We start from the raw sequence: 22,826 nt of genomic DNA on the forward strand, positions 1-22,826 counted from the left end.
CCTCCCCCGCCTCAGACACTGACCACGGTCAGCGGCATGGCGGAGTCGGCGGGCAGGTCCAGCCGGCTCGGGGCGACGCCCGCGGCGACCAGGTGCGAGCCGAGCGCGGCCACCATGGCGCCGTTGTCGGTGCAGAGCTTCGGCCGGGGCGTACGCACCCGGACGCCGTGCTTCGCCGCGCGGTGCTCGGCCATCGCCCGCAGCCGCGAGTTGGCGGCCACCCCGCCGCCGATCACCAGCGTGTCGATGCCGCTGCTGCGGCAGGCGTCCAGCGCCTTGCCGACCAGCACGTCGCAGACCGCCTCCTGGAAGGACGCGGCCACGTCGGCCACCGGCACCGGCTCGCCGGCCCGCTGCCGGGCCTCCACCCAGCGGGCCACCGCCGTCTTCAGCCCGGAGAAGGAGAAGTCGAAGCGGTGCCCGGCCAGGTCCTTCGGCGCGGTCAGCCCGCGCGGGAACGCGATCGCCGCCGGGTCGCCGGCCCGCGCTTCCCGGTCGATGAACGGGCCGCCCGGGAAGGGCAGCCCGAGCAGCCGGGCCACCTTGTCGAACGCCTCACCGGCCGCGTCGTCGATCGTGGCGCCGAGCGGCGTGACCTCCCGGGCCAGGTCGTCGACGCGCAGCAGCGAGGAGTGCCCGCCGGAGACCAGCAGGGCGATGGCCGGCTCGGGCAGCGGACCGTGTTCCAGGGTGTCCACGGCCACGTGCGCGGCGAGGTGGTTCACCCCGTACACCGGCTTCTCGGCGGCCACCGCGTACCCCTTGGCGGCGGCGACCCCGACGAGCAGCGCGCCGGCCAGGCCCGGCCCGGAGGTCACGGCGATCGCGTCGATGTCGGCGATCGTCACCCCGGCCTCGCGCAACGCCCGGTCCATGGTCGGCACGATGGCCTCCAGGTGGGCCCGGCTGGCCACTTCGGGCACCACGCCGCCGAACCGGGCGTGCTCCTCGACGCTGGAGGCGAGCGCGTCCGCGAGCAGGGTGTGCCCGCGCACGATGCCCACCCCGGTCTCGTCGCAGGACGTCTCGATGCCGAGGATCAGTGGTTCGTCAGCCATCCGCGTCAGTCCTCGTTGCGCTGCATGACCAGCGCGTCGGTGTTGCTCGGTTGGTAGTAGCCGCGGCGTACGCCGATCGGCTCGAAGCCGTACATCGCGTAGAGCCGCTGCGCGGGCGCGTTGTCGGCGGCGACCTCCAGCAGGGTGCTGCGCACCCCGCGCCGGGCCGCCTCGGCCAGCAGCGCCTCCAGCAGCAGCCGGCCGATCCCCCGGCGCTGGGCGTCGCGGCGGACCGCGACGTTCTGCACCCACGCCTCGTCGGGCGGCGCCACCATCAGCCCGGCGTAGCCGAGCACCGTGCCGTCGTCGTCGGTGGCGACCAGGTAGTGATGGCCGCTGGCCAGCTCGTTCCAGAACATCGCCGCGGACCACCGCTCGGCGCCGAACAGGTCCGCCTCCAGCGGCAGCACCTGGTCGACGTGCCACCAGCGGAACCGGCCCAGACGCACCTGGCTCATTGCAGCACCGGCTTGTGGCCGGTGGCCGCGACCGCGTCCGGGCGGCGCAGGTAGAGCGGGGTGAGCGGCTCGCCGGGTGCGCCCGCGCGGATCCGCTCGGCGGCCAGGCGGGCCAGCGCCAGGGCGTCCGGGTACCGCGGCTCCTCCCGGACCGGCAGGCCGAGGACGTCGGCGTACCGGTGCGCGCCGTCACCGACCGCCACCGTGACGGCCAGGCCCCGGGCCCGCTCGGCGGCCACCGCCGGGATGTCCACGTTCGGCCCGGCGATGCGCTGGCCGGCGCCGTCGTAGACGGCCCAGTAGACCTCCCGGCGGCGGGCGTCGCTGGCCGCCAGCACCGGCTCGCCGGCGGCCGCCGGGTGCCCGATCCCGTCCAGCGAGCAGACCCCGTACGTGGGGATGCCGAGCACCTGCCCCATCGTGGCGGCCGTGACCAGGCCGACCCGCAGCCCGGTGAACGGCCCGGGACCGAGCCCGGCGACGATCGCGGCCAGGTCGGCGGGGCGGGCGCCGACATCGGCAAGCACCGCGTCGACCTGCGGGGCGAGCAGCTCGCCGTGCGCCCGGGCGTCGACCGTGCACCGCTGCGCGCGGGCCGCGACGCCGTCCGCCGAGACCTCGACCAGCGCCGCGGTCACCGCGGGCGTCGAGGAGTCCACCACGAGTACGAGCACGGTATGCCAGCCTAGCCGCCGCACCGGTTACCGGCGGTGACGCCCCTCCCCCGTCACCGCTGCGCTCGGAGCGCGGACGGCGGTGCCGGCTCGACGGTCAGCCGGCGGTGCGTTCCCAGTCGATCGTGGGCAGGCCGGCGTCGGCGAGCGCCTTGTTGGCGGCGCTGAACGGGCGACTGCCCAGGAAGCCGCGCGGGTTCATGGGGCTCGGGTGGCCCGCCTCCAGCACCACGTGGTGCGGGTTGGTGACCAGGGCGGCCTTCTTGCGCGCGTAGCTGCCCCAGAGCAGGAAGACCACCCGCCGGTCGAGCGCGTCGAGGGCCCGGATGGTGGCGTCGGTGAACTCCTCCCAGCCCCTGTTGGCGTGCGAGCCCGGGGTGGCCTGCCGGACCGTGAGCACCGCGTTGAGCAGCAGCACGCCCTGCCCCGCCCAGCCGCTGAGGTTGCCGCCGGCCGGCTTCGGCACGCCCAGGTCCTCGCCCAGCTCCTTGAAGACGTTGCGCAGCGACGGCGGCACGGCCACGCCCTCGCGCACGCTGAAGCTCAGCCCGTGCGCCTGCCCCGCCTTGTGGTAGGGGTCCTGCCCGAGGATCAGCACCCGGGTCTCCGCCGGCCCGCACAGCCGGTAGGCGGAGAACAGGTCCTCGACCGGCGGAAAGACCGCGCGGGTCGCGTATTCCCCGGCGACGAACTCGGCCAGCGCCGCGGTGCGGGCCGGGTCGAGGTGCGGGGTGAGCGCCGCCCGCCAGGCGTCCGGGAGGAGCGCCAACAGGTCGAGGGTGGGAGCGTCGTCGGGCATCGGCAGCCTTTCACCGCGTCGGATCGGTCCCCGGCACTGTAGGCAGCGGGTACGACACAGGGTCAGTCCAGGGTGGCCAGGCGCCGCGCCCAGTCGCCACCGACCGGCTCCAGGGTGACCACCCGGGTGTCGTCGTCCCGCCGGTCGATGCGCACCCGCAGATGGGCGTCGACCAGCTGCTCGACCATCCCCTCGCCCCACTCGACCACGGTGACCGCCTCGTCCACCGAGGCGTCCAGGTCCAGGTCGTCGATCTCGGCGCGCGGGTCGGCCGACTCCCCCAGCCGGTACGCGTCGGCGTGCACCAGGCTCACCCGGCCGCCCCGGGCCGGATCCGGCCGGTGCACCCGGGCGATCACGAAGGTCGGCGAGGTGACGTCGCCGCGCACACCGAGGCCGGCGCCGATGCCCTGGGTCAGCGCCGTCTTGCCGGCGCCCAGCGGGCCGCTGAGCAGCAGCAGGTCACCGGCGCGCAGCACACCGGCCAGCCGGCGGCCGAACTCGTGGGTGTCGTCGACGGTCTTCAGCTCCAGCACCTCGCTCACAGCGACCCCAGGAACCTCTCCAGCGCCGCGTTCACCTGGTCGGCGTGCTCCAGCATCACCACGTGCCCACTGTCGTGGATCTTCACGAACTCGGCGTGCGGCAGCCGCCGCACGATCTCCTCGGAGTGGGTCACCGGCGTGATCATGTCCTTGTCCCCCACGACCACCAGCACCGGCGTGCCGGCCAGCGCGGCCAGGGCCGGGAACCGGGAGTGCGTGGCCAGGGTGCGCAGGTAGCGGGTGACCGTGTCGGCCGACGTGCGGGAGTTCATCGTCTCGACGTACGACACCAGGGCCGGGCTGGGCTTCGCCGTGCCGAAGCCGTACCTGCGGGTGAGCAGCCAGGCCACGTTGGACGTCGACTTGCGGGCCTTGTCGATCACCGGGCCGCCGTACCGCGTGGCGTTGCTCATCATGTAGATCACCGGCGCACCGACCCGGCCGAGCAGCGCGGGCGCCACCAGCTTGGTCTCCGCGAGCAGCCCGCCCGAGGTGGCCATCAGCACCGTGCCGACCACCCGGTCGCCGAACAGCTCCGGGTAGAGCTCGGCCAGCGCCATGATCGTCATGCCGCCCATCGAGTGACCGATCAGCACCAGCGGCCCCTCCGGGGCCACCTCGTCGATCACCCGGCGCAGGGTGTGGCCCAGCGCGGCCAGGTCGTAGTCGCCGCCCTCCAGCTTCCCGGAGCGGCCGTGCCCGGGCTGGTCGTAGGCGACGATCCGGTAGTCGCCGCGCGCGGCGAGCAGCTTGCGCTGGAAGTGGAACGTGCCCATGTCCAGGCAGAAGCCGTGCACCAGCACCACGGTCGGGTGCCCGGCGACCGGACGGGTCGGCTCGACCACCTCCACGTGGATGTCGGTGCCGTCCGGCATCTCCAGCGCGTACGCCGCGTCGTGGCGCAGCTCGCCGAAGACCTCGTCGGCGTAGGGATCCGCGGGGTCGGACTTGAGGCGGCGGACCAGGACCCGCTCACTCACCACCCCGGCGGCGAGCCCGGCGGCGGCCACCCCGAGCGCCGCGCCGACCACCCCGGCGACCCGGCCGGCGGCGGTCCGCGGCCGGGGAACCCGGAACCGCTGGCTCACTGTGCCACCTCGGCTCGCGACTGCGGGGCTCGCAACCCCGGCTCACTCCTCGCGCTCACCGTGCCACCCCGGCTCGCGACTGCGGGGCTCGCAAACCCGGCTCACTCCTCGCGCTCACGGCCGCTCGCCGTCGTAGACGCGGGGCACCCGGACACCGCCGAACCGGGTCACGATCTCGTAGTTGATGGTGCCGACCGCCTCGGCCCAGTCGTCGGCGGTGGGCTCGCCGTCCGCGCCGCTGCCGAAGAGCGTGGCCACGTCCCCGGCGGCCACCTCGTCCTCGCCGCAGTCGACGACGAACTGGTCCATGCAGACCCGCCCCGAGATGGTCCGCCGCTTGCCGCCGAGCTGCACCGGGCCGGTGTTGGAGGCGTGCCGGGGCACCCCGTCGGCGTAGCCGAGCGGGACGACCGCCAGGTTCGCCTCCTGCTCGGTCCGGTAGGTGTGGCCGTACGAGACGCCGGTGCCGGCCGGGACCCGCTTGGTCAGCATCACCCGGGCCCGGGCGGTCATCGCCGGGCGCAGGCCGAACCGCTCGCCCTCGATCGGGGAGAGGCCGTAGACGGCCAGGCCGGGCCGGACCAGGTCGAAGTGGGTGTCCGGGCGGGTCAGCGTGGCGGCCGAGTTGGCCAGGTGCCGGTAGCGGGGGCGCAACCCGGCCCGCTCCACCATCTCCAGCCCCTCGTGGAACACCGCCAACTGCCGGTCCGTGGTGGGGTGGCCGGGCGAGTCGGCGTACACGAAGTGGCTCCACACGCCGACCACCTCGACCAGGCCGTCGGCCTGCGCCTTCGCGGCGGCCTCCAGCAGCGCCGGCCAGTCGGCCACGGTGGCTCCGCCGCGGGACAGCCCGGTGTCGATCTTGAGGTGCAGCCGGGCCGGCCGGTCCGCCCGCCGGCCCGCCTCGATCATCTCGTCGAGCTGGGTGAGGCTGGCGCAGCCCAGGTCGACACCGACCGCGACCCCGTCGTGCAGCGGCAGCCCCGGGTCGAGCAGCCAGGCCAGCACGGGCGCGGTCACCCCCTGCTGCCGCAGCAGGAGCGCCTCGTCGAGGGTGCAGACGCCGAGCCAGTCCGCCCCGGCGTCGAGCGCCGCGTTGGCCGCCGGCACCATGCCGTGGCCGTAGCCGTCGGCCTTGACGACCGCCATCAGCTCGGCGCTGGTGCCCGACTTGAGCCGGGCCACGTTCTCCCGGATCGCGTCCAGGTCGACGCGCACCTCCGACTGCCACATGCCCTCAGCCTACTTCCGCGGGTGATCACCGTGGCCGCGAGCCGCGCGGCCGGCCTGTCGGCCGCCGCCGTGGTCAGGGCAGGCGGGCCAGCACCGGGCGCAGCGCGGTCGCCACGTCGGGTGCGGTCACCGGGCCGCCGCGCGCCGCTTCCCGGCCGGCCAGCCCGTGCAGGTACGCCGCCGCGGCGGCCGCCCGCTCCGGAGCCAGCCCGGCGGCGAGCAGCGAGCCGAGCAGCCCGGCCAGCACGTCGCCGGTGCCCCCGGTGGCCAGCACCGGGGTGCCGGTCGGGTTGACGTAGGCCCGGCCGTCGGGGGTGCCGATGATCGTCCGGTCGCCCTTGAGCAGCACCACCGCGTTCATCCAGGCGGCCAGCCGCAGCGCCGCCCCGACCCGGTCCGCTCCCGGGGTCTCGCCGCACAGCCGGGCGTACTCGCGGTCGTGCGGGGTCACCACGATCGGCGCGTCCCGCCCGCGCAGCCGGTCCGCCAGCTTGCCGTCGACCAGCAGGGTGAGCGCGTCGGCGTCGAGCACCACCGGCACCGGCGCGGCGAGCACCGCGCGCAACTCGGCGGCCGACGCCTCGCCGGTGCCCAGACCGGAGCCGCAGATCCAGGCCTGCACCCGGCCGGCGTCGGCGACCCGCTCGGTGGCGATCACCGACGGGTGCTGGTGCAGCACCTCGGCGCGGGCGCCGCCCGCGTAGCGGACCATGCCGGTGGGGCCGGAGAGGGCGCCGCTCACCGAGAGCACCGCCGCGCCCGGGTAGGTCGCCGAGCCGGTCGCCACCCCGACCACGCCCCGGCTGTACTTCTCCGAGGACGGGCCGAGCCGGGGCCACCAGTCGACCAGGTCGGACCACTCGGTGACGCGCAGCGCCGGGGTGCCGCGCAGCCAGGGCGCCAGCCCGATGTCGACCAGCTCGACGTGCCCGGCGAGCGGCGCGGCCGGGCCGACCACCAGGGCCGGCTTGAGCGCGCCGAAGGTGACCGTCACGTCGGCGCGCACCGCGCAGGGCCGGCCGGAGGCCGTGAGCGGCACGTGCCCGGTGTCCACCGCGACGCCGCTCGGCACGTCCACGGCGACCACCGTGGCCCGCGTGCCGTCCCGCCCGATCCGCTCCGCGAGGCTCGCGGCGAGCTGGTCGGCGGTCTCCCGGAGCCCGCCGGTGCCGCCGATCCCGACGATCCCGTCGAGCACCAGGTCCACCACGGCCGGCGGCCGGTCGACGACGCGCCCGCCGGCGGCCCGCAGCGCGGCCAGCCCCTCACCGTGCGCCCGGCCGGGGGTGAGCAGCAGGGCGGCGACCGCCGCGCCCCGGCGGGCCAGGTGCGCGCCCGCGTAGAGGGCGTCGCCGCCGTTGTCGCCGGAGCCGACCAGCAGCAGCACCCGGGCGCCGTAGACACCGCCCCGCTCGCCGAGCAGCAGCGCGCAGCGGCGGGCCAGCCCGGCGGCGGCCCGCTGCATGAGCGCCCCGGGCGGCAGGGTGCCCATCAGGCCCGCCTCCGCCGCGCGTACGTCCGCGACCCGCCACACCGGTCTCATGCCACCCCGTCCCGTCCGTTCGTCCTGTTCGTCCCGGACCGGCCGGCCGGCCCGCCGGGTCGGCTCACTGTTCCGCGACCACCATGGCCGACGCGATCCCGCCGTCGTGCGACAACGACAGGTGCCAGCGGTTGATCCCGCGTTCGGCCGCCGCGGCGGCCACCGTGCCGGACACGGTCAGCCAGGGGCGGCCGTCCGGGTCGGAGGCGACCTCGCAGTCGTGCCAGTTGAGCCCGGCCGGCGCGCCGAGCGCCTTGGCCACCGCCTCCTTGGCCGCGAACCGGGCGGCCAGCGACTCCGGCGAGCGCGGGGTGCCGGAGCCGGTGCGGCGCTCGGCCTCGGTGAAGAGCCGGTCGCCGAGCGACGGCGTGCGCGCCAGGGACCGGGCGAACCGGTCCACCAGCACGACGTCGATGCCGACAGCCACGATCACGGACCTCACCCTACCGGCGCTGCGGGCCGCGGATCAGCCGTGGACGACCCCTGTGGAAAACCGGGGGTACGCCCCACCGCCCGTTGTCCACAGGGCCGGCGTGGGCAATCCGCCCGGCCGTAGCGTCGCCGCTGTCCGTCCGCCGGGTCGCAGGGAGGTCAGCATGGCCGAGGAGCCGTTCAGCGTCGAGCCTGAGCTGCTGCGCGGGGTGGCCCGGGAGCTGGCCGACGACGCCTACCGGCTGGCCCGCGGCCCGGCCACCGGCCCGGGGCTCGTGGTGCCGGCCGACGGCTGGCGGGCCGGGGCGACGCTGGCCGAGCTGGAGGCCGCGGTGCAGCGCTGGTGCGGGTCGCTCGCCGCGCGGGTGGCGACCACCGCAGAGGCGGTCCGGGCCGCGGCCGAGGGCTACGAGGCGGTGGACGAGCGGGCCGCCCGCCGTCTGGCCGGGCTTCCCCGGTGAGCGCGGCCGCCGGCTTCCGGCCGGCCGGGCGAGCGCACCGACCGGACCGGCTGGGCGAGCGGGCGGCCGACGTGCCGCCGGTCGGCTACGCGCAGCTCTGGCGGGCCGACCCGGGGGCCTGGGCCGCCGCCGGCGCGGCCTGGCGGGCACTCACCGGCCCGGTCGGGCGCCGGGCCGACGGGCTTGACGCCCGGATCGGCGCCCTGCGTCCGGGCTGGTCGGGCGCGGCCTCGGCCACCGCGCAGGGCCGGATCGGCGAGCTGCGCACGGCGCTGACCGACGTGCTGCCCGCGCTCGTCGAGGTCGACCAGGTGCTCGCCGAGTTCGCCGCCCGGGTGGCCGCGGCCAGGGCCCGGCTCGGTGCCGCCGTGGCGCACGCCGACGCCGGCAACCTGCTGGTGGACCGGGCCGGGGCGGTGCGGCCCGATCCGGCCCGCCCCCGGCCCGCCTGGCTGGCCGGCCCGGCGGTGGCGCAGGTCGGCGCCGAGATCCGGGCCGCGCTGGCGCTGGCCGGTGCGGCGGACCGGGAGGCCGCAGGCCGCCTGGCGGAGCTGGCGACGGCGGCGGTGACCGGTTGGGTGAGCGTCCCGCCGGCCTGGCGACCACCACCCGGGGCCGGACCGGCCGAGGTGGGCCGGTGGTGGGCCGGCCTCACCCCGGCGGAGCGCCGGTGGCTGGTCGGCCGCGAGCCGGACCGGGTCGGCCGTCTCGACGGGGTGCCCGTGGCGGCCCGCGACCAGGCCAACCGGCTGCTGCTCGCCCGGCGTCGGGCCGAGCTGGTGCGGCGGCGCGCCGGGCTGCTGCGCCCGCGGCCGGCCGGGCCCCTCGAACTGGCCCGGCTGGCCCGGCTCGCCGCCGTGGAGGCGGCGCTGCGCGGCCTCGACGGGCTCGGCGAGCGGTTGGCCTCGCCCGGTGCGCCGCGCGCGTACCTGCTGGGGCTGGACCCGGCCGGGGACGGGCGGGCGGTGGTGGCGCTCGGCAACCCGGACCGGGCCGGCGCGGTGCTGACCTACGTGCCGGGGATGACCGCGGACCTCGCCGACGCACCGGGCGAGCTGGGCCGGGCCGCCCGGGTGCTGGACCGGTGCGCGGCGGTCGACCCGGGCACGGAGGCGGCGGCCGTGCTCTGGCTGGACTACGACGCGCCGGATTTCCTGCCCGAGGCGGCGCGCGGGCGGCAGGCCGAGGACGCCGGGCCGGCCCTGCACCGGTTCCAGGAGGGGCTGCGCGCCTCGCACGAGGGGCCGCCCGCCCGGCAGACCGTGCTGGGGCACAGCTACGGCTCGGTGGTGGTCGGCACCGCGGCGCGGGACCACGGGCTGAGCGCCGACGCCCTGGTCTTCGTGGGCTCTCCCGGAGTGGGCGTCGACCGGGCGACCGAGCTGCGCATGCCGCCCGGCCAGGTCTGGGCCGCCACCGCGCCGGATGACGTGATCCGGCTGGCCCGGCCGCCCGACGAGCTGGCCCGTCGGGCGGTGCTGGCCGGCACGCCGCTCGGCCCGGCGGCCGCGCTGCTCGATCCGCACGGCGACCGGCTCTGGTTCGGCGCGGACCCGAGCTCCCCCGGCTTCGGGGGCCGGCGCTTCCCGAGCGGGCCCCACGGGCACGCCGGCTACTGGGACCCCGGCAACCCCGCGCTGGACGGGATGGCCCGGATCGTGCTGGGCCGGTGACCGCGCCGGGGCCGGAGACGGCGCGGCCCCTCCGCCGTGGGACGGAGGGGCCGCGACCGGTCGACTACTCGACGGTGACCGACTTGGCGAGGTTCCGGGGCTGGTCGACGTCGTGCCCCCGGGCGGCGGCGATCTCGGCGGCGAGCACCTGGAGCGGCACCGTGGTCACCAGCGGCGCCAGCAGCGTCGGCGTGCGCGGCACGTAGATCAGGTGGTCGGCGTAGCGGACCACCGCCTCGTCGCCCTCCTCGGCGATCACGATGGTGCGGGCGCCGCGGGCGCGCACCTCCTGGATGTTGGAGACGACCTTGTCGTGCAGCATGCCCCGGCCGACCGGCGACGGCACGATGCAGATGACCGGGGTGCCCTTGTCGATGAGCGCGATCGGGCCGTGCTTCAGCTCGCCGGCGGCGAAGCCCTCGGCGTGCATGTACGCCAGCTCCTTGAGCTTCAGCGCGCCTTCGAGGGCCACCGGGTAGCCGACGTGCCGGCCGATGAACAGCACGGTCGGCTCCGACTTCAGGTCGCGGGCCAGCTCGCGGACCGGCTCGATGCGGTCGAGCAGCTCACGCAGCTTGCCCGGCATCTCCTGGAGCTGGGCCACCACCGCGCCCACCTCGTCGGCGAACTTGATCCCGCGCACCTGGGCCAGGTGCAGGCCGATCAGGTAGCAGGCGACGACCTGGGTGAGGAAGGCCTTGGTGGAGGCGACCGCGATCTCCGGGCCGCCGTGCGTGTAGAGCACGGCGTCGGACTCGCGCGGGATGGTCGAGCCGTTGGTGTTGCAGATGGCCAGCACCCGGGCCTTCTGCTCCTTGGCGTGGCGCAGCGCCATCAGGGTGTCCATGGTCTCGCCGGACTGCGAGATCACCACGATCAGCGTGGACCGGTCCAGCACCGGGTCGCGGTAGCGGAACTCGCTGGCCAGCTCCACCTCGCAGGGAATCCGGGTCCAGTGCTCGATGGCGTACTTGGCGACGAGACCGGCGTGGTAGGCGGTGCCGCAGGCCACGATGAAGATCTTGTCGACGTCGCGCAGGTCCTGCTCGCTGAGGCGGACCTCGTCGAGGGCGATCTCGCCGCTCTCGGTGAGCCGGCCGAGCAGCGTGTCGGCGATCGCCTGCGGCTGCTCCTCGATCTCCTTGAGCATGAACCAGTCGTAGCCACCCTTCTCGGCGGCCGACGAGTCCCAGTCGATGTGGAAGTCCTTGCCGGTCGCGGGCTGGCCGGCGAAGTCGGTGATCTCGATGCTGTCCGGGGTGATCAGGACGATCTGGTCCTGGCCCAGCTCGACCGCGTCGCGGGTGTGCTCGATGAACGCGGCCACGTCGCTGGCCAGGTAGTTCTCGCCGTCACCGCGGCCGACCACGAGGGGCGAGTTGCGCCGGGCGCCGACCACCGCGCCGGGGATGCCGGCGTCGACCGCGAGCAGCGTGAAGGCGCCCTCCAGCCGCTGGCAGACCAGCCGCATGGCGGAGGCGAGCAGCTGGGGGCTGTCGACCTCGCCGGCCGAGCGCAGGTCGGCCAGGGAACGGGCGAGCAGGTGCGCGGCGCACTCGGTGTCGGTGTCGCTGGTGAACTCGACGCCGTCGGCCTCCAGCTCGGCCCGGAGCTTCGCGAAGTTCTCGATGATGCCGTTGTGGATCACGGCGACCCGGCTGTCCGGGGAGAGGTGCGGGTGGGCGTTGCGGTCGGTCGGGCCGCCGTGGGTGGCCCACCGGGTGTGGCCGATGCTGGTCGTGCCGTCGCCGATGCCGATCGGGCTGGCGGCGCAGGACTCGGGGTCGGAGGCGGCGCGCTCGGCGAGAACCTTCTCCAGGTTCGCCAGCTTGCCGGCCTTCTTCTCGATCAGCAGCTCGTCGTCGCAGACGACGGCGACGCCCGCCGAGTCGTAGCCGCGGTACTCCAGCCGCCGCAGTCCGTCCAGCACGATGCCGAGCGCCGGGCGCGCACCGGCGTAACCCACGATTCCACACATGGTCCGCAGCCTAACCCAGTTTCGCTCACCACGTGTGCTCGGAAGCCGGGTAAACGATCACTGAATTTGAGCGAACGGGTGTGCGGATGGCGAGGATCAGACAAACCTCGCATCCGGGCACGGCCATGCTGGCGCGGGCCGACCCATCGACCGAGGACGGGTTCCGGCGGGACCGGCGCGTACGGGGGACGCGCCGGCCGGTCGGCGGGCCGTACATTGAGGGCCCCGGTCGGGGCCACGCCTCCGACCCGCCCGTCCCGCGGTCGTCCGCGCCGTCCCTGCGAGCTGAACGATGTCCGAGACGACCCCCACCCCGGACCGGGGGAACAGCGACGGCCCCAGCGACCCGACCGCTCCGGAACCCACCACCTGGACCCCGCCGGACCCGCTCGCCGCCCCGCAGCCCTGGGCGCCACCCGCCCCCTGGGCCCCCACGCCCTGGACCCCCAGCCCGTGGGCCCCGCCCGGATCCGCTCCGCCGGGCCCGTGGCCGCAGCACGGGTCCGCCGCCCCGGACGCCCCCGGGACGCCCCCACCGCCCGGCCCGGGCACGGACCCGACGGCAGCACCCGGCCCGACCGGTTGGACGAGCCCGGGCGCCGCGCCGGGCCCGGCGGGCTGGGCCGCCCCGGGAGCAGCACCGCCGCCCTCCGGTCCGAGCGTCCCGGGTGGCACGCCGCGCCCGGCCACCCCGCCGGGGTACCCGGTCGGCCCGCCGGGGTACCCGGCCGGCCCGCCGGCGCCACCCTGGCCCGGCGGCGCTTCCGGGCCGGGATGGCCGCCGGCCGGCTACCCGCCGCCGTACTCGTACCCCGGGGCGGCGCCGCGCCGGTCGACGGGCGGATGGGTCGTCGCCGTCGCGGTGACCGTGGTCGTCGCCCTGGTGCTCGCCTTCTGCGGCTGCGTCGGCCTCGGCGTGCTCGGCAGCTTCCTCGACGACTCGGCCAGCTCCGGGCAGCCCTACGACCCGGAGTTCGACGAGCCGGACGACGGCCTCGCGGGGGACCCCACGGAGGGCGCGCCGCCGATCCCCGCCACCACCCCGTCCGGCGGGCGCGGGCGGTTCACCGTGGTCTACGAGGCGACCGGCGCCGGCACCGTAGACGTGCAGTTCTACGACGCCAACGCCGACTTCCTCCAGGTCGACGGGGTGCGGTCGCCGTGGCGGCTGGCGTTCACCGCGAACGACCGGGAGCGGGTGCAGATCATCGCCTCGCCCACCGATTCGGGCGAGGCGAGCTGCCGGATCACCATCGACGGGAAGGTCGTCTCGCAGGACTCCGGCGAGTACGGCGCGACCTGCTTCGGCTGGTGACGCGGTGGTCTTGCGGCGTCGGCGCCGGGCCGTAGGCTGGCCGGCGTGACGACGACCGATCCGCTGGTGGCCCGGATGCGGCCGTTCGGCACCACCATCTTCGCCGAGATGTCCGCGCTGGCCGTGCGCACCGGCGCGGTCAACCTCGGGCAGGGCTTCCCCGACACCGACGGCCCGCCGGAGATGCTCGCCGCGGCCGCCGAGGCCCTGCGCTCCGGCCACAACCAGTACCCGCCCGGCCCGGGCATCCCGGCGCTGCGCGCGGCCGTCGCGGCACACCAGCGCCGCTTCTGGGGCCTGGAGTACGACCCGGACGGCGAGATCGTGGTGACGGCGGGCGCCACCGAGGCCATCGCGGCGAGCATCCTCGCCCTCTGCGAGCCGGGTGACGAGGTGGTCTGCTTCGAGCCCTACTACGACTCGTACGCGGCCTCGATCGCCCTGGCCGGCGCGGTCCGCCGCCCGGTGACGCTGCGTCCCGCCGCCGACGGCCGGTACGCGTTCGACCCGGCGGAGCTGCGCGCCGCGTTCGGGCCGCGCACCCGGCTGGTGCTGCTGAACAGCCCGCACAACCCGACCGGCAAGGTGTTCACCGCCGACGAGCTGGCCCTGGTCGCCGAGCTGTGCCAGGAGCACGGCGCGTACGCGCTCACCGACGAGGTCTACGAGCATCTAGTCTTCACCGACGCCGCCGCCCGGCACGTGCCGCTGGCGACGCTCCCCGGCATGCACGAGCGGACGTTGCGCATCTCCTCGGCGGGCAAGACGTTCTCCTGCACCGGCTGGAAGGTCGGCTGGGTGAGCGGCCCGGCGCCGCTGGTCGCCGCCGTGCTGCGGGTGAAGCAGTTCCTCACCTTCGTCAACGCCGGGCCGCTGCAACCGGCCGTGGCGGTCGCGCTCGGCCTGCCGGACGCGTACTTCGCGGACTTCCGGGACGGGATGCAGCGGCGGCGGGACCAGCTCGTCGCCGGGCTCACCGACGCCGGGTTCGGGGTGCTCGCGCCGGAGGGGACGTACTTCGTCACGGCCGACGTCACCCCGCTCGGCGGGTGGGACGGGGTGGAGTTCTGCCGCTCGCTGCCGGAACGCTGCGGCGTGGTGGCGGTGCCGACCCAGGTCTTCTACGACGACGCGGAGGCCGGCCGGCGGCTGGTCCGGTTCGCGTTCTGCAAGCGGCCCGAGGTGCTCGCCGAGGCGGTCACCCGGCTGCGCCGGCTCAAGGAGGACGCATGACCGACGCGTACGCCGAGCGGATGCGCCGGCTCGCCGCCCAGCGCGACTGCGACACCGTCCTGTCCGGCGTCCGGCCGGCCTCGGTGCGGGAGCAGCTCGCGGCCCTCGGGGCGGCCGTCCCCGACGACCTGCTGCCCGACTTCTACGGCGAGGGCGGGGCGGTGGAGCAGCTCGAACGGCGGGTCGCCGAGCTGCTGGGCGTGGAGGCGGCGGCCCTCTTCCCCACCGGCACGATGGCCCAGCAGGTGGCGATGCGCTACGGCGCCGAGCTGACCGGCCGGGACGCCGTCGGCCTGCACCCGCTCAGCCACCCGCTGGTGCACGAGCGCGACGCGTACGCGGTGCTCGGTGGCCTGCGGGCGGTGCGGACCACGGCGGCGCCGCGCAACCCGACGGCCGAGGAGGTGGCCGCGCTCGACGAGCCGATCGGCACGCTCTTCCTGGAGCTTCCGCTGCGGGACGCCGGATTCGTGCTGCCGAGCTGGGACGAACTGGTGGCGGTGGTCGCCGCGGCCCGGGAGCGCGGCGCCCGGGTGCACCTGGACGGCGCCCGGCTCTGGGAGTCCACCGTCCACCTCGGGCACCCGGCGGCCGAGGTCGCGGCCCTGGCGGACAGCACGTACGTCTCGTTCTACAAGTCCCTGGGCGGCCACTCGGGCGCGGCGCTGGCCGGCGACGCCGAGCTGGTCCGGTACGCCCGCGCCTGGCGGCACCGTTACGGCGGCACCCTGTTCCAGCAGTGGCCGGCGGCCCTCGCCGCGCTCGCCGGGCTGGCGGGGGAGCTGCCGCGGCTGGCCGGCTACGTGGCGCACGCGAAGGTGGTGGCCGAGGCGCTGGCCACCCTGCCGGGCGCGCGGGTCCACCCGGCCCCGCCGCACACCCACCAGTTCCGGCTCTGGCTGCCGCATCCGGCCGAAGCGCTGGACGCCGCCAACCTCGCGCTCGCCGAAGAGGAGAAGGCGTGGTTCGCCGGCGGCTGGCGGGACACCGAGGTGCCCGGCCTGGCGCTGACCGAGGTGACGGTGGCCGGCCCGGCGCTGGAGCTGGGCCCCGACCGGATCCTCGACCTGGCCGACCGGTTCCTCCGCCGGGTCGCCTCCCGCTGACCCGGACGGGTCAGCCGGCGGACCGGGCCGGGCCGTCCTCCGCTGCCGTCGCCGGGCCCGGCCGGTCGGTCGCCAGCGCCCGGAGCACGGCACCCCCGTCGGCGAGCAGCGCCGACTCGGCGTCGTCGACGAAGGCGAGGTCCGCCTCGACGTGCCGGGCGGCGGCGGAGAGCAGCAGCCGGACCACCGGGTCCTCGGAGCCGCGGCGCAACCCGTCGAGGTTGCGCAGCTCCCGCATGAGGTGGCCGCGCTGGTTGGTCAGCACGGTGCGGACGGTGGTGGCCTCGCCGGACCGGGCGGCGGCGGTGACCTTCAGGAAGAAGTCGTCCCGGAAGCCGCCGCTGCGCGGGCTGGGTTCGGCGAGCCAGCGGTCCAGCTCGGTCCGGCCGGCCCGGGTGATCTCGTAGACCACCCGGTCGGGCTTCACCGGCTGGGCGTGCCGCTCGGCGACCACGAGGCCGTCCCGCGACAGCCGGTCGAGGATCTGGTAGAGGTGCCCGATGTTGAGCGGGCCCCACTGCGGGCCGACGGCCCCCTCGAAGGCGCCCTTGAGCTCGTAGCCGTAGCTGGTGCCGCGGGCGAGCAGGGCCAGGACCGCGTGCTGGATCGCCACCGTCTCCTCCGATCCGGTTCCGGACAGGCGCCCCGGAGGGGCCTTGCATTGTCACAATGTATCGCGCACAGTGTGAGTCAGCACACGGGGAGGCGCGAATGTTCCACGTCATCTGGGGGCAGCTTCGTGGCCGTGCCGGACGGTCGGTGGCGCTGCTGGTCGGCGTGCTGGTGGCGACCACCGGCTTCACCGTCCTGACCGGGGCCACCACGACCTCCCGACTGGACGTCACCGGCACGGTCGAGCGGAACACCGGGGCGGCGTACCAGATCCTGGTCCGCCCGAAGGGGACGCGCACCCCGCTGGAGGTCGAGCGGCGGCTGGTCCGCCCCAACTACCTCTCCGGCCTCTTCGGTGGCATCACCACGGCCCAGTACGCGCAGGTCAAGGCGGTGGGCGGCGTCGACGTGGCCGCGCCCATCGCGATGCTGGGCCACTCCACCGCACCGGTGCCCATGTCGTTCGACCTCACCGACGCCGTCGACCGGAGCCTGGACCGGCAGGTGATCCGCGTCGACCCCACCTTCGTCGCCGAACGCGGCCTCTCCACCGCGCCGGCCAAGCCGCGCTACGTGTACGTGACGAAGCACCGCCTCATCTACCCCCGCTTCGACGGCGACCTGGGCGAGCAGGCGACGCCGTACACCGACGGCCGGTCGTACGCGTGGGACAGCGTGTGCGGGCCCGTCCCGCGAGAGGTGCTCCCGGACGGAGCGAGCCGCCCGATCTGCGATCCGATGTTCGGCGGGCTGCAGGCCGGTCCGGCCACCCTCTCCGAGCGGGAGGTGTGGAGCCTGGACTCGGTGCGGCTGCTGCCGGACGGCCGGTTCGAAGCGGCCAACGGCCTGCTCACGCGGGACAGCGCCCCCACCACCACCGACCGCCTGGTGCTCACCTACCAGCTGACCGTGCCGTTGCTGGTCGCCGCCATCGACCCGGTCGCCGAGAACCAGCTCGTCGGACTGGACGCCGCGGTGGTCAGCGGGCGGCCGGTCCGGGCCGGCGACCCGGTGGCCGAGCACCGTGGCGGCACCATGCTGACCCGTACCGCACCGGCGCTGGTCACCAACCGTCTCTTCTTCGACAGCACGGTGCGCGCCCGGTTCACCCGGTTGCCCACGGCCCGGCCGGCCACCGTGCCGGCGATCGAACTCGAGCAGACCCTGGGCCGCGCCACCGGGATCCCGGCCGGCTCCGCCGAGGTCGACGCGGACACCGCCTACCGCGCCCAGCTCACGAAGGGGGTCGCCGAGGACGCCTGCTGCCGTGGCCAGCTCCAGCGGGTCATCCAGGCGGGGCCGGTGACCTACCGCGAGCTGCCCGACGGCACCCTGCGCGCCGACCCGGTGCCGCCCGCGAACCCCGAGGTGTACGGCAATCAGTTCACCTTCAACTTCCTGCCCCGGCCCTGGCTGGCCGAGGACACCGGCTTCCGGCCGGTCCGGGCCGTCGCCGGGAAGGAAGGTGGCGCGGCCACCCAGTACCACCAGTGGCAGGCCGCCGGGGTGTTCGACCCGGAGAAGCTGACCGGCTTCAGCGACCTGGGCACGGTCCCGCTGGAGACGTACGAGGCGCCGCGCGCCGAGGGCGCGGACGACGCCAGCCGCACGGCGCTCGGCCGGCGGCCCCTGGAACCGAGCGGCAATCCGGCCGGCTACCTCTCGGTGCCGCCGCTGGTGCTGGTCAACCTCGCCAGCGTGCCGAAGCTGCTGGAGGGCGGCAACAGCCCGCAACGCGGCGCGCCGATCAGCGCGATCCGGGTGCGGGTGGCCGGTGTGGACGGATACAGCGAGCAGGCCGCGGAGCGGGTCCGGCTGATCGCCGAGCAGATCAACCGGGCGACCGGCCTGGACGTCGACATCACGCTGGGCTCGTCCGCCGCCCCGCAGACCGTGGAGCTGCCCGGCGGCGCGTTCGGCCGCCCCGACCTGCGGGTGACCGAGAACTGGTCGGCACTGGGTGTCGCCTCGACGATCGTCCAGGCGGTGGACCGCAAGAGCGCCGTGCTGTTCCTGCTGGTGCTGGTGGTCTGTGTGCTCTTCCTCGGCAACGCCGTCTCCGCCGCCGTCCGGGACCGCCGCGCCGAACTGGCGGTGCTGGCCTGCCTCGGGTGGCCGGCCCGCCGGATCGGGGCACTCATCCTCGGCGAGGTCGCCCTGCTCGGCCTCGCCGCCGGGCTGCTGTCGCTCGGGCTCGCCGTACCGCTCGGCGCCGCCCTCGGCATCGGCGTCGACTGGCGGCGGGCGTCGCTCGCCGTACCGGTGGCGCTGCTGCTCGCGCTCGCCGCCGGCCTGGCGCCCGCGCTGCGGGCGGCGCGCGCCCACCCGGCCGCCGCGCTCCGCCCGCCCGTGGCCACAGCGCGGTGGGTACGCCGGCCGCGCAGCCTGCCCGGCCTGGCCCTGGTGAACCTGGTCCGCACTCCCGGTCGCACCGTGCTCGGCGCGGGCGCGCTGGCCATCGGGGTGGCCGCCCTGACGCTGGTGGCCGCCGCCGCGTACGCCTTCCGCGGCGCCATCGTGGGCAGCCTGCTCGGCGACACCGTGTCGCTCGGCGTACGCGGCGCGGACACCCTGGCGGCCGTGGCCACGGTCCTGCTCGGGGCGGCGGCGGTCGCCGACGTCCTCTACCTGAACATCCGCGACCGCGCCGCCGAGCTGGCCACGCTGCGCGCCACCGGCTGGACCGACGCCGCGTTGGGTCGCCTGATCGGCTACGAGGGCTTCGCGCTCGGCGCGCTCGGCGCGGTCACCGGGGCCGCCCTCGGGCTCGGCGGGGCGGCCTGGCTGGTCGGCGAGCTGCCGGCGGCGCTGGTGGCGGTGGCCGCCACCGTGGCGCTGGCCGGGGTGCTGGCCACCTGCCTGGCGGCGCTCGTCCCGGCCGCGCTGCTGCGCCGCCTTCCCACCGCACGACTGCTGGCAGAGGAGTGACAATGGATGCGACGACGGGCAGTACGGTACGCACCGCCGGGCTGGTCCGGCAGTTCCGCAGCGGCACCGAGCGGCTCACCGCCGTCGACGACGTGTCGCTGGAGATCGCGCCGGGATCGGTGGTGGCGCTGACCGGGCCGAGCGGCTCCGGCAAGTCCACGCTGCTGCACCTCATCGGCGCGATCGAGCAGGCGGACCGGGGCACCGTGACGGTGGACGACGTGGAGGTCACCGGCCTGCGCCGGGCCGCGCTGGCCCGGTACCGCCAGCGGGTCGGCTTCGTCTTCCAGCGCTACCACCTGCTACCGGCCCTGACCGTGCTGGACAACGTGATCGCGCCGGTGCTGCCCCGCCGGGGCCGCGCCGACCACGCGGTCCGCGCCCGGGAGCTGCTGGACGCGGTGGGGCTCGCCGGCCGGGAACGCGCGCTGCCCGCCCAGCTCTCCGGCGGCCAGCAGCAGCGGGTGGCGATCGCCCGGGCGCTGATGGGCGCGCCCCGGCTGCTGCTGGCCGACGAGCCGACCGGCAACCTCGACTCGACGACCGGCGCACAGATCCTCGACCTGCTGCTCGACCTGCGCGACCGGCACGGCATGACGATCCTGCTCGCGACCCACGAACGGGCCATCGCCGCCCGGTGCGACCGCCTGGTCCGCCTCGCCGACGGGCAGGTCGTGGAGGACGTCGACCTCACCGACGGGGAGGACCCGGCCGACACCTTCGACCGCGCCACCCGGCTGCGGCTCTGACCGGCGCCGCCGTTCAGGGGTGCCGGACGCGGTGCGGCGGACTCCGCAGAGGTCAGCCAGTGTGAGTCAGCACAGGGAGAGGCGCGACATGTTCCACGTCATCTGGGGGCAGCTTCGTGGCCGCGCGGGACGGTCGGTGGCGCTGCTGGTCGGCGTACTGGTGGCCACCACCGGCTTCGTCGTCCTCACCGGCGCCACCACCACCTCCCGGCTCGCCGTCACCGGCACCGTCGAGCGCAACACCCGCGCCGCCTACGACATCCTGGTCCGTCCGAAGGGGACACGCACCCCGCTGGAGGCGGAGCGTGGCCTGGTCCGGCCCAACTACCTCTCCGGCAGCTACGGCGGCATCACCACCGCACGGTACGACCAGGTCAAGGCCGTCGAGGGGGTGGACGTCGCCGCTCCGATCGCCATGCTCGGGCACTCCACCACCCAGGTCGAGCTGCCGCTCGACCTCACCGACGCCGTCGACCGCTCGCTGGACCGCCAGGTGATCCGGGTCGACCGCACCTTCCTCGCCGAACGCGGCTTGAGTCACGTCGTCGCGGAACCGATCTACGTGTACGTCACCACACATCCGCTCCTCTATCCGCGCACCGACGAGGGGTTCCGGGCCGACGCCATCCCGTACAGCGACGGCCGGCGCTACAACTCCCTGCTCTGCGGGGACGTGCCGCGGGAGGTCCTGTCCCGCGGACGGAGCGCGCCCATCTGCGACCCGCGCTGGTATCTCGCCCCGTCGATGAACACCCTCACCGACCGGCAGACCTGGTCGATCGAGGCGTTCCGGCTGCTGCCCGACGGGCGATTCGAGAGCCGCGCTCCCGCCTCGCCGCCGGCCGAAGAGTCGGATCGGCTCGTCGTCCGGCCGAGGGTCACGGTGCCGTTCCTGCTCGCGGCCGTCGACCCGGACGCCGAGCAACGGTTGGTCGGCCTGTCCGGAGCGGTCGTGGAGGGCCGGCCACTCACCGCCGCCGACACCCTCCGGACGAGGCGAACGTCGGGCACGACAATGCACACCCTGCCCGTGCTGGTCAGCGCCCGGCCCTACCTGGACGGCACGGTACGCACCACCTGGCACCGCATCGTGCCGCCCGGCAGCATCGGCGACGTCGAGCCGGACGACCTGGCCCGGGTGTTGCGCGGCGCGCCGACCGTTCCCGCGGGCGGGTCGGAGCAGGAGGTGGCGGCCGCCTACCGGGCGCAGCTCACCGTCGCTGAGGAATGCTGCGCCGGTCAGCTCGCCCGCGTGGTGCAGCCCGGCCAGACCAGCTACGACCAGATGCCGGACGGCAGCCTCCGCGCCCGGCCGGCGGCCCCGAACCCCAAGGTGTACGTCGGGACCGACCTGGGGATCGCGACGCCGCGTCCCTGGCTCACCGAGGACACCCCGTTCCGGCCGCTGGCCGCGCTCGGTCTGCCCACGTCCGGGCGGTCCCTGACCACCGCGCGGAACTGGCGGTCCGTGGGCCTCTTCGACCCGGAGAAGCTGACCGGGTTCAGCGATCTGGGCAAGGTGCCGCTGGAGACGTACGAGCCGCCCCGGGCCACCAGCGCCGACGACCGCAGCCGTGCGGCCCTGGGCGGGTCGCCGCTGGAGCCGAGCGGCAATCCCGCCGGCTACCTGTCCGCCCCGCCGCTGCTGCTGGCCACCCTCGCCGCGGTGCCGGAGCTGCTCAAGGGCGGCAGCAGTCCGCAGCGCACCGCGCCGATCAGCGCGATCCGGGTCCGGGTGGCCGACGTCGACGGCTACAGCGAACGCTCCGCCGAGCAGGTCCGGCTGACCGCCGAACGGATCGCCACCACCACCGGCCTCGACGTGGACATCACCCTCGGTTCCTCCCCGGCCCCGCAGACCGTGGAGCTGCCCGCGGGCGCCGTCGGCCGCCCGGACCTGCGGCTGACCGAGAACTGGTCGGCCCTCGGCGTCGCCACGGTGATCACCAGAGCGGTGGATCGGAAGAGCGCCGTCCTCTTCCTGCTGGTGCTGGTGGTCTGCGTACTCTTCCTCGGCAACGCCGTCTCCGCCGCGGTCCGGGACCGCCGCCCCGAACTCGCCGTGCTGGCCTGTCTCGGCTGGCCCGCCCGCCGCATCGGCGCACTCGTCCTCGGTGAGGTCGCCGCCCTGGGCGTCGGCGCCGGGTTGCTCGCCGTCGGCCTCGCGATACCCCTCGGCACCGCCCTCGGCATCGACGTCGACGGGCGGCGCGCCCTGCTCGCCGTACCGGTGGCCCTGCTGCTGGCGTTGGCGGCGGGGCTGACACCCGCGCTGCGGGCCGCGCGCGCTCACCCCGCGGCCGCGTTGCGCCCGCCCGTGGCCCACACCCTGCGCTCCCGTCGGGCCCGGACGATCGCCGGCCTGGCTCTCGTCAACCTGGCTCGCACTCCCGGGCGCACGCTGCTCGGCGCCGGCGCACTGGCCATCGGGGTGGCCGCGCTGACCCTGGTCGCCGCCGTCACCTACGCCTTCCGCGGTGCCGTCGTCGGCAGCCTGCTCGGCGACACGGTGTCGCTGAGCGTGCGCGGCGCGGACGTCCTCGCCGCGGTGGCCACCGTCCTGCTCGGATCCGCCGCCGTGGCCGACGTGCTCTACCTGAACATCCGCGACCGCGCCGCCGAGCTGGCCACCCTTCAGGCCACCGGCTGGACCGACGGGATGCTCGGCCGCCTGATCGGCTACGAGGGCTTCGCGCTCGGCGCACTCGGCGCGGTCACCGGCGCCGGCCTCGGCCTCGGCGGAGCGGCCTGGCTGGTCGGCGACCTGCCGGCGGCGCTGGTGGCGGTAGCCGCCACCGTGGCGCTGGCCGGAGTGCTGGTCACCTGCCTGGCGGCACTCGTCCCGGCCGCGCTGCTGCGCCGCCTGCCCACCGCACGGCTGCTGGCCGAGGAGTGAGCATCGACCCGACGACGAGCAGCACCCGGCCGCGCGGGTAGCCGG

General features: G+C 75.8%; 19 protein-coding genes. 8 read left to right on the forward strand and 11 right to left on the reverse strand.

Annotation, left to right across the window (positions count from 1 at the left end; translation table 11 throughout):
• Window positions 1-11 precede the first annotated feature (11 nt).
• The 9 genes from tsaD to ACZ6PY_RS11070 form a co-directional block, all read right to left on the reverse strand.
• Window positions 12-1,058, reverse strand: coding sequence for a tRNA (adenosine(37)-N6)-threonylcarbamoyltransferase complex transferase subunit TsaD (tsaD, locus tag ACZ6PY_RS11030; RefSeq protein WP_262283097.1), 1,047 nt, complete (start codon window positions 1,056-1,058; stop codon window positions 12-14).
• Between the two features lie 5 nt (window positions 1,059-1,063).
• On the reverse strand, window positions 1,064-1,516 hold the full coding sequence (gene rimI, locus ACZ6PY_RS11035; RefSeq protein ID WP_466071232.1) for a ribosomal protein S18-alanine N-acetyltransferase: 453 nt from the start codon (window positions 1,514-1,516) through the stop codon (window positions 1,064-1,066).
• Window positions 1,513-2,190: a tRNA (adenosine(37)-N6)-threonylcarbamoyltransferase complex dimerization subunit type 1 TsaB gene (gene tsaB / locus ACZ6PY_RS11040; protein WP_466071234.1), complete on the reverse strand. Its 678-nt coding sequence runs from the start codon at window positions 2,188-2,190 to the stop codon at window positions 1,513-1,515. The genes rimI and tsaB overlap by 4 nt, the downstream gene beginning before the upstream one ends.
• Window positions 2,191-2,287: 97 nt before the next feature.
• Window positions 2,288-2,989 (reverse strand): uracil-DNA glycosylase, encoded by a 702-nt coding sequence (ung, locus tag ACZ6PY_RS11045; RefSeq protein WP_466071236.1) that lies wholly within the window; start codon window positions 2,987-2,989, stop codon window positions 2,288-2,290.
• Window positions 2,990-3,051: 62 nt separating this feature from the next.
• Complete coding sequence (gene tsaE / locus ACZ6PY_RS11050; protein WP_466071238.1) at window positions 3,052-3,534, reverse strand: tRNA (adenosine(37)-N6)-threonylcarbamoyltransferase complex ATPase subunit type 1 TsaE; 483 nt, start codon at window positions 3,532-3,534, stop codon at window positions 3,052-3,054.
• Window positions 3,531-4,622 (reverse strand): alpha/beta fold hydrolase, encoded by a 1,092-nt coding sequence (locus ACZ6PY_RS11055; protein WP_466071240.1) that lies wholly within the window; start codon window positions 4,620-4,622, stop codon window positions 3,531-3,533. The genes tsaE and ACZ6PY_RS11055 overlap by 4 nt, the downstream gene beginning before the upstream one ends.
• 114 nt (window positions 4,623-4,736) lie before the next feature.
• Window positions 4,737-5,855: an alanine racemase gene (gene alr / locus ACZ6PY_RS11060; protein ID WP_466071242.1), complete on the reverse strand. Its 1,119-nt coding sequence runs from the start codon at window positions 5,853-5,855 to the stop codon at window positions 4,737-4,739.
• Between the two features lie 73 nt (window positions 5,856-5,928).
• Window positions 5,929-7,398 (reverse strand): NAD(P)H-hydrate dehydratase, encoded by a 1,470-nt coding sequence (locus ACZ6PY_RS11065; protein ID WP_466071243.1) that lies wholly within the window; start codon window positions 7,396-7,398, stop codon window positions 5,929-5,931.
• Between the two features lie 64 nt (window positions 7,399-7,462).
• A complete protein-coding gene (locus ACZ6PY_RS11070; protein ID WP_466071245.1) occupies window positions 7,463-7,831 on the reverse strand; it encodes a holo-ACP synthase in 369 nt (122 codons plus the stop codon).
• A gap of 163 nt (window positions 7,832-7,994) precedes the next feature.
• On the opposite strand from ACZ6PY_RS11070, the gene ACZ6PY_RS11075 reads away from it, so the two are divergent.
• Entirely contained in the window at window positions 7,995-8,291 is a 297-nt protein-coding gene (locus tag ACZ6PY_RS11075; RefSeq protein WP_466071247.1) for a hypothetical protein, read from the forward strand.
• Window positions 8,288-9,964, forward strand: a complete 1,677-nt coding sequence (locus ACZ6PY_RS11080; RefSeq protein ID WP_466071249.1) for an alpha/beta hydrolase — start codon at window positions 8,288-8,290, stop codon at window positions 9,962-9,964. Before ACZ6PY_RS11075 ends, ACZ6PY_RS11080 begins: the two co-directional genes overlap by 4 nt.
• 64 nt (window positions 9,965-10,028) lie before the next feature.
• On the opposite strand, the gene glmS is transcribed toward ACZ6PY_RS11080, so the two are convergent.
• A complete protein-coding gene (glmS, locus tag ACZ6PY_RS11085) occupies window positions 10,029-11,942 on the reverse strand; it encodes a glutamine--fructose-6-phosphate transaminase (isomerizing) (protein ID WP_466071251.1) in 1,914 nt (637 codons plus the stop codon).
• 292 nt (window positions 11,943-12,234) lie between these two features.
• Here glmS and ACZ6PY_RS11090 point away from each other — a divergent pair, with 292 nt between their 5' ends.
• The 3 genes from ACZ6PY_RS11090 to ACZ6PY_RS11100 are packed head-to-tail and all read left to right on the forward strand — an operon-like array spanning window position 12,235 to window position 15,596.
• Window positions 12,235-13,257, forward strand: a complete 1,023-nt coding sequence (locus tag ACZ6PY_RS11090) for an MmpS family transport accessory protein (protein ID WP_466071252.1) — start codon at window positions 12,235-12,237, stop codon at window positions 13,255-13,257.
• 45 nt (window positions 13,258-13,302) lie between these two features.
• Complete coding sequence (locus ACZ6PY_RS11095; RefSeq protein WP_466071253.1) at window positions 13,303-14,490, forward strand: pyridoxal phosphate-dependent aminotransferase; 1,188 nt, start codon at window positions 13,303-13,305, stop codon at window positions 14,488-14,490.
• Window positions 14,487-15,596 carry a threonine aldolase family protein gene (locus ACZ6PY_RS11100; RefSeq protein WP_466071254.1) on the forward strand — a complete coding sequence of 370 codons (1,110 nt, stop codon included), beginning with the start codon at window positions 14,487-14,489 and terminating at the stop codon, window positions 15,594-15,596. Before ACZ6PY_RS11095 ends, ACZ6PY_RS11100 begins: the two co-directional genes overlap by 4 nt.
• A 10-nt stretch (window positions 15,597-15,606) precedes the next feature.
• Here ACZ6PY_RS11100 and ACZ6PY_RS11105 read toward each other — a convergent pair whose 3' ends face one another.
• Window positions 15,607-16,209 (reverse strand): PadR family transcriptional regulator, encoded by a 603-nt coding sequence (locus ACZ6PY_RS11105; protein WP_466071255.1) that lies wholly within the window; start codon window positions 16,207-16,209, stop codon window positions 15,607-15,609.
• Window positions 16,210-16,307: 98 nt separating this feature from the next.
• Between ACZ6PY_RS11105 and ACZ6PY_RS11110 the strand changes: the two genes are divergently transcribed.
• The 3 genes from ACZ6PY_RS11110 (at window position 16,308) to ACZ6PY_RS11120 (ending at window position 22,781) form a co-directional block, all read left to right on the forward strand.
• A complete protein-coding gene (locus ACZ6PY_RS11110) occupies window positions 16,308-19,136 on the forward strand; it encodes an FtsX-like permease family protein (RefSeq protein ID WP_466071257.1) in 2,829 nt (942 codons plus the stop codon).
• A gap of 2 nt (window positions 19,137-19,138) precedes the next feature.
• A complete protein-coding gene (locus tag ACZ6PY_RS11115) occupies window positions 19,139-19,885 on the forward strand; it encodes an ABC transporter ATP-binding protein (protein WP_466071258.1) in 747 nt (248 codons plus the stop codon).
• 88 nt (window positions 19,886-19,973) lie between these two features.
• Window positions 19,974-22,781, forward strand: a complete 2,808-nt coding sequence (locus tag ACZ6PY_RS11120) for an FtsX-like permease family protein (protein ID WP_466071260.1) — start codon at window positions 19,974-19,976, stop codon at window positions 22,779-22,781.
• The last annotated feature ends 45 nt before the right edge of the window (window positions 22,782-22,826 follow it).

The sequence above is a fragment of the Micromonospora sp. NPDC048907 genome, from assembly GCF_055586885.1.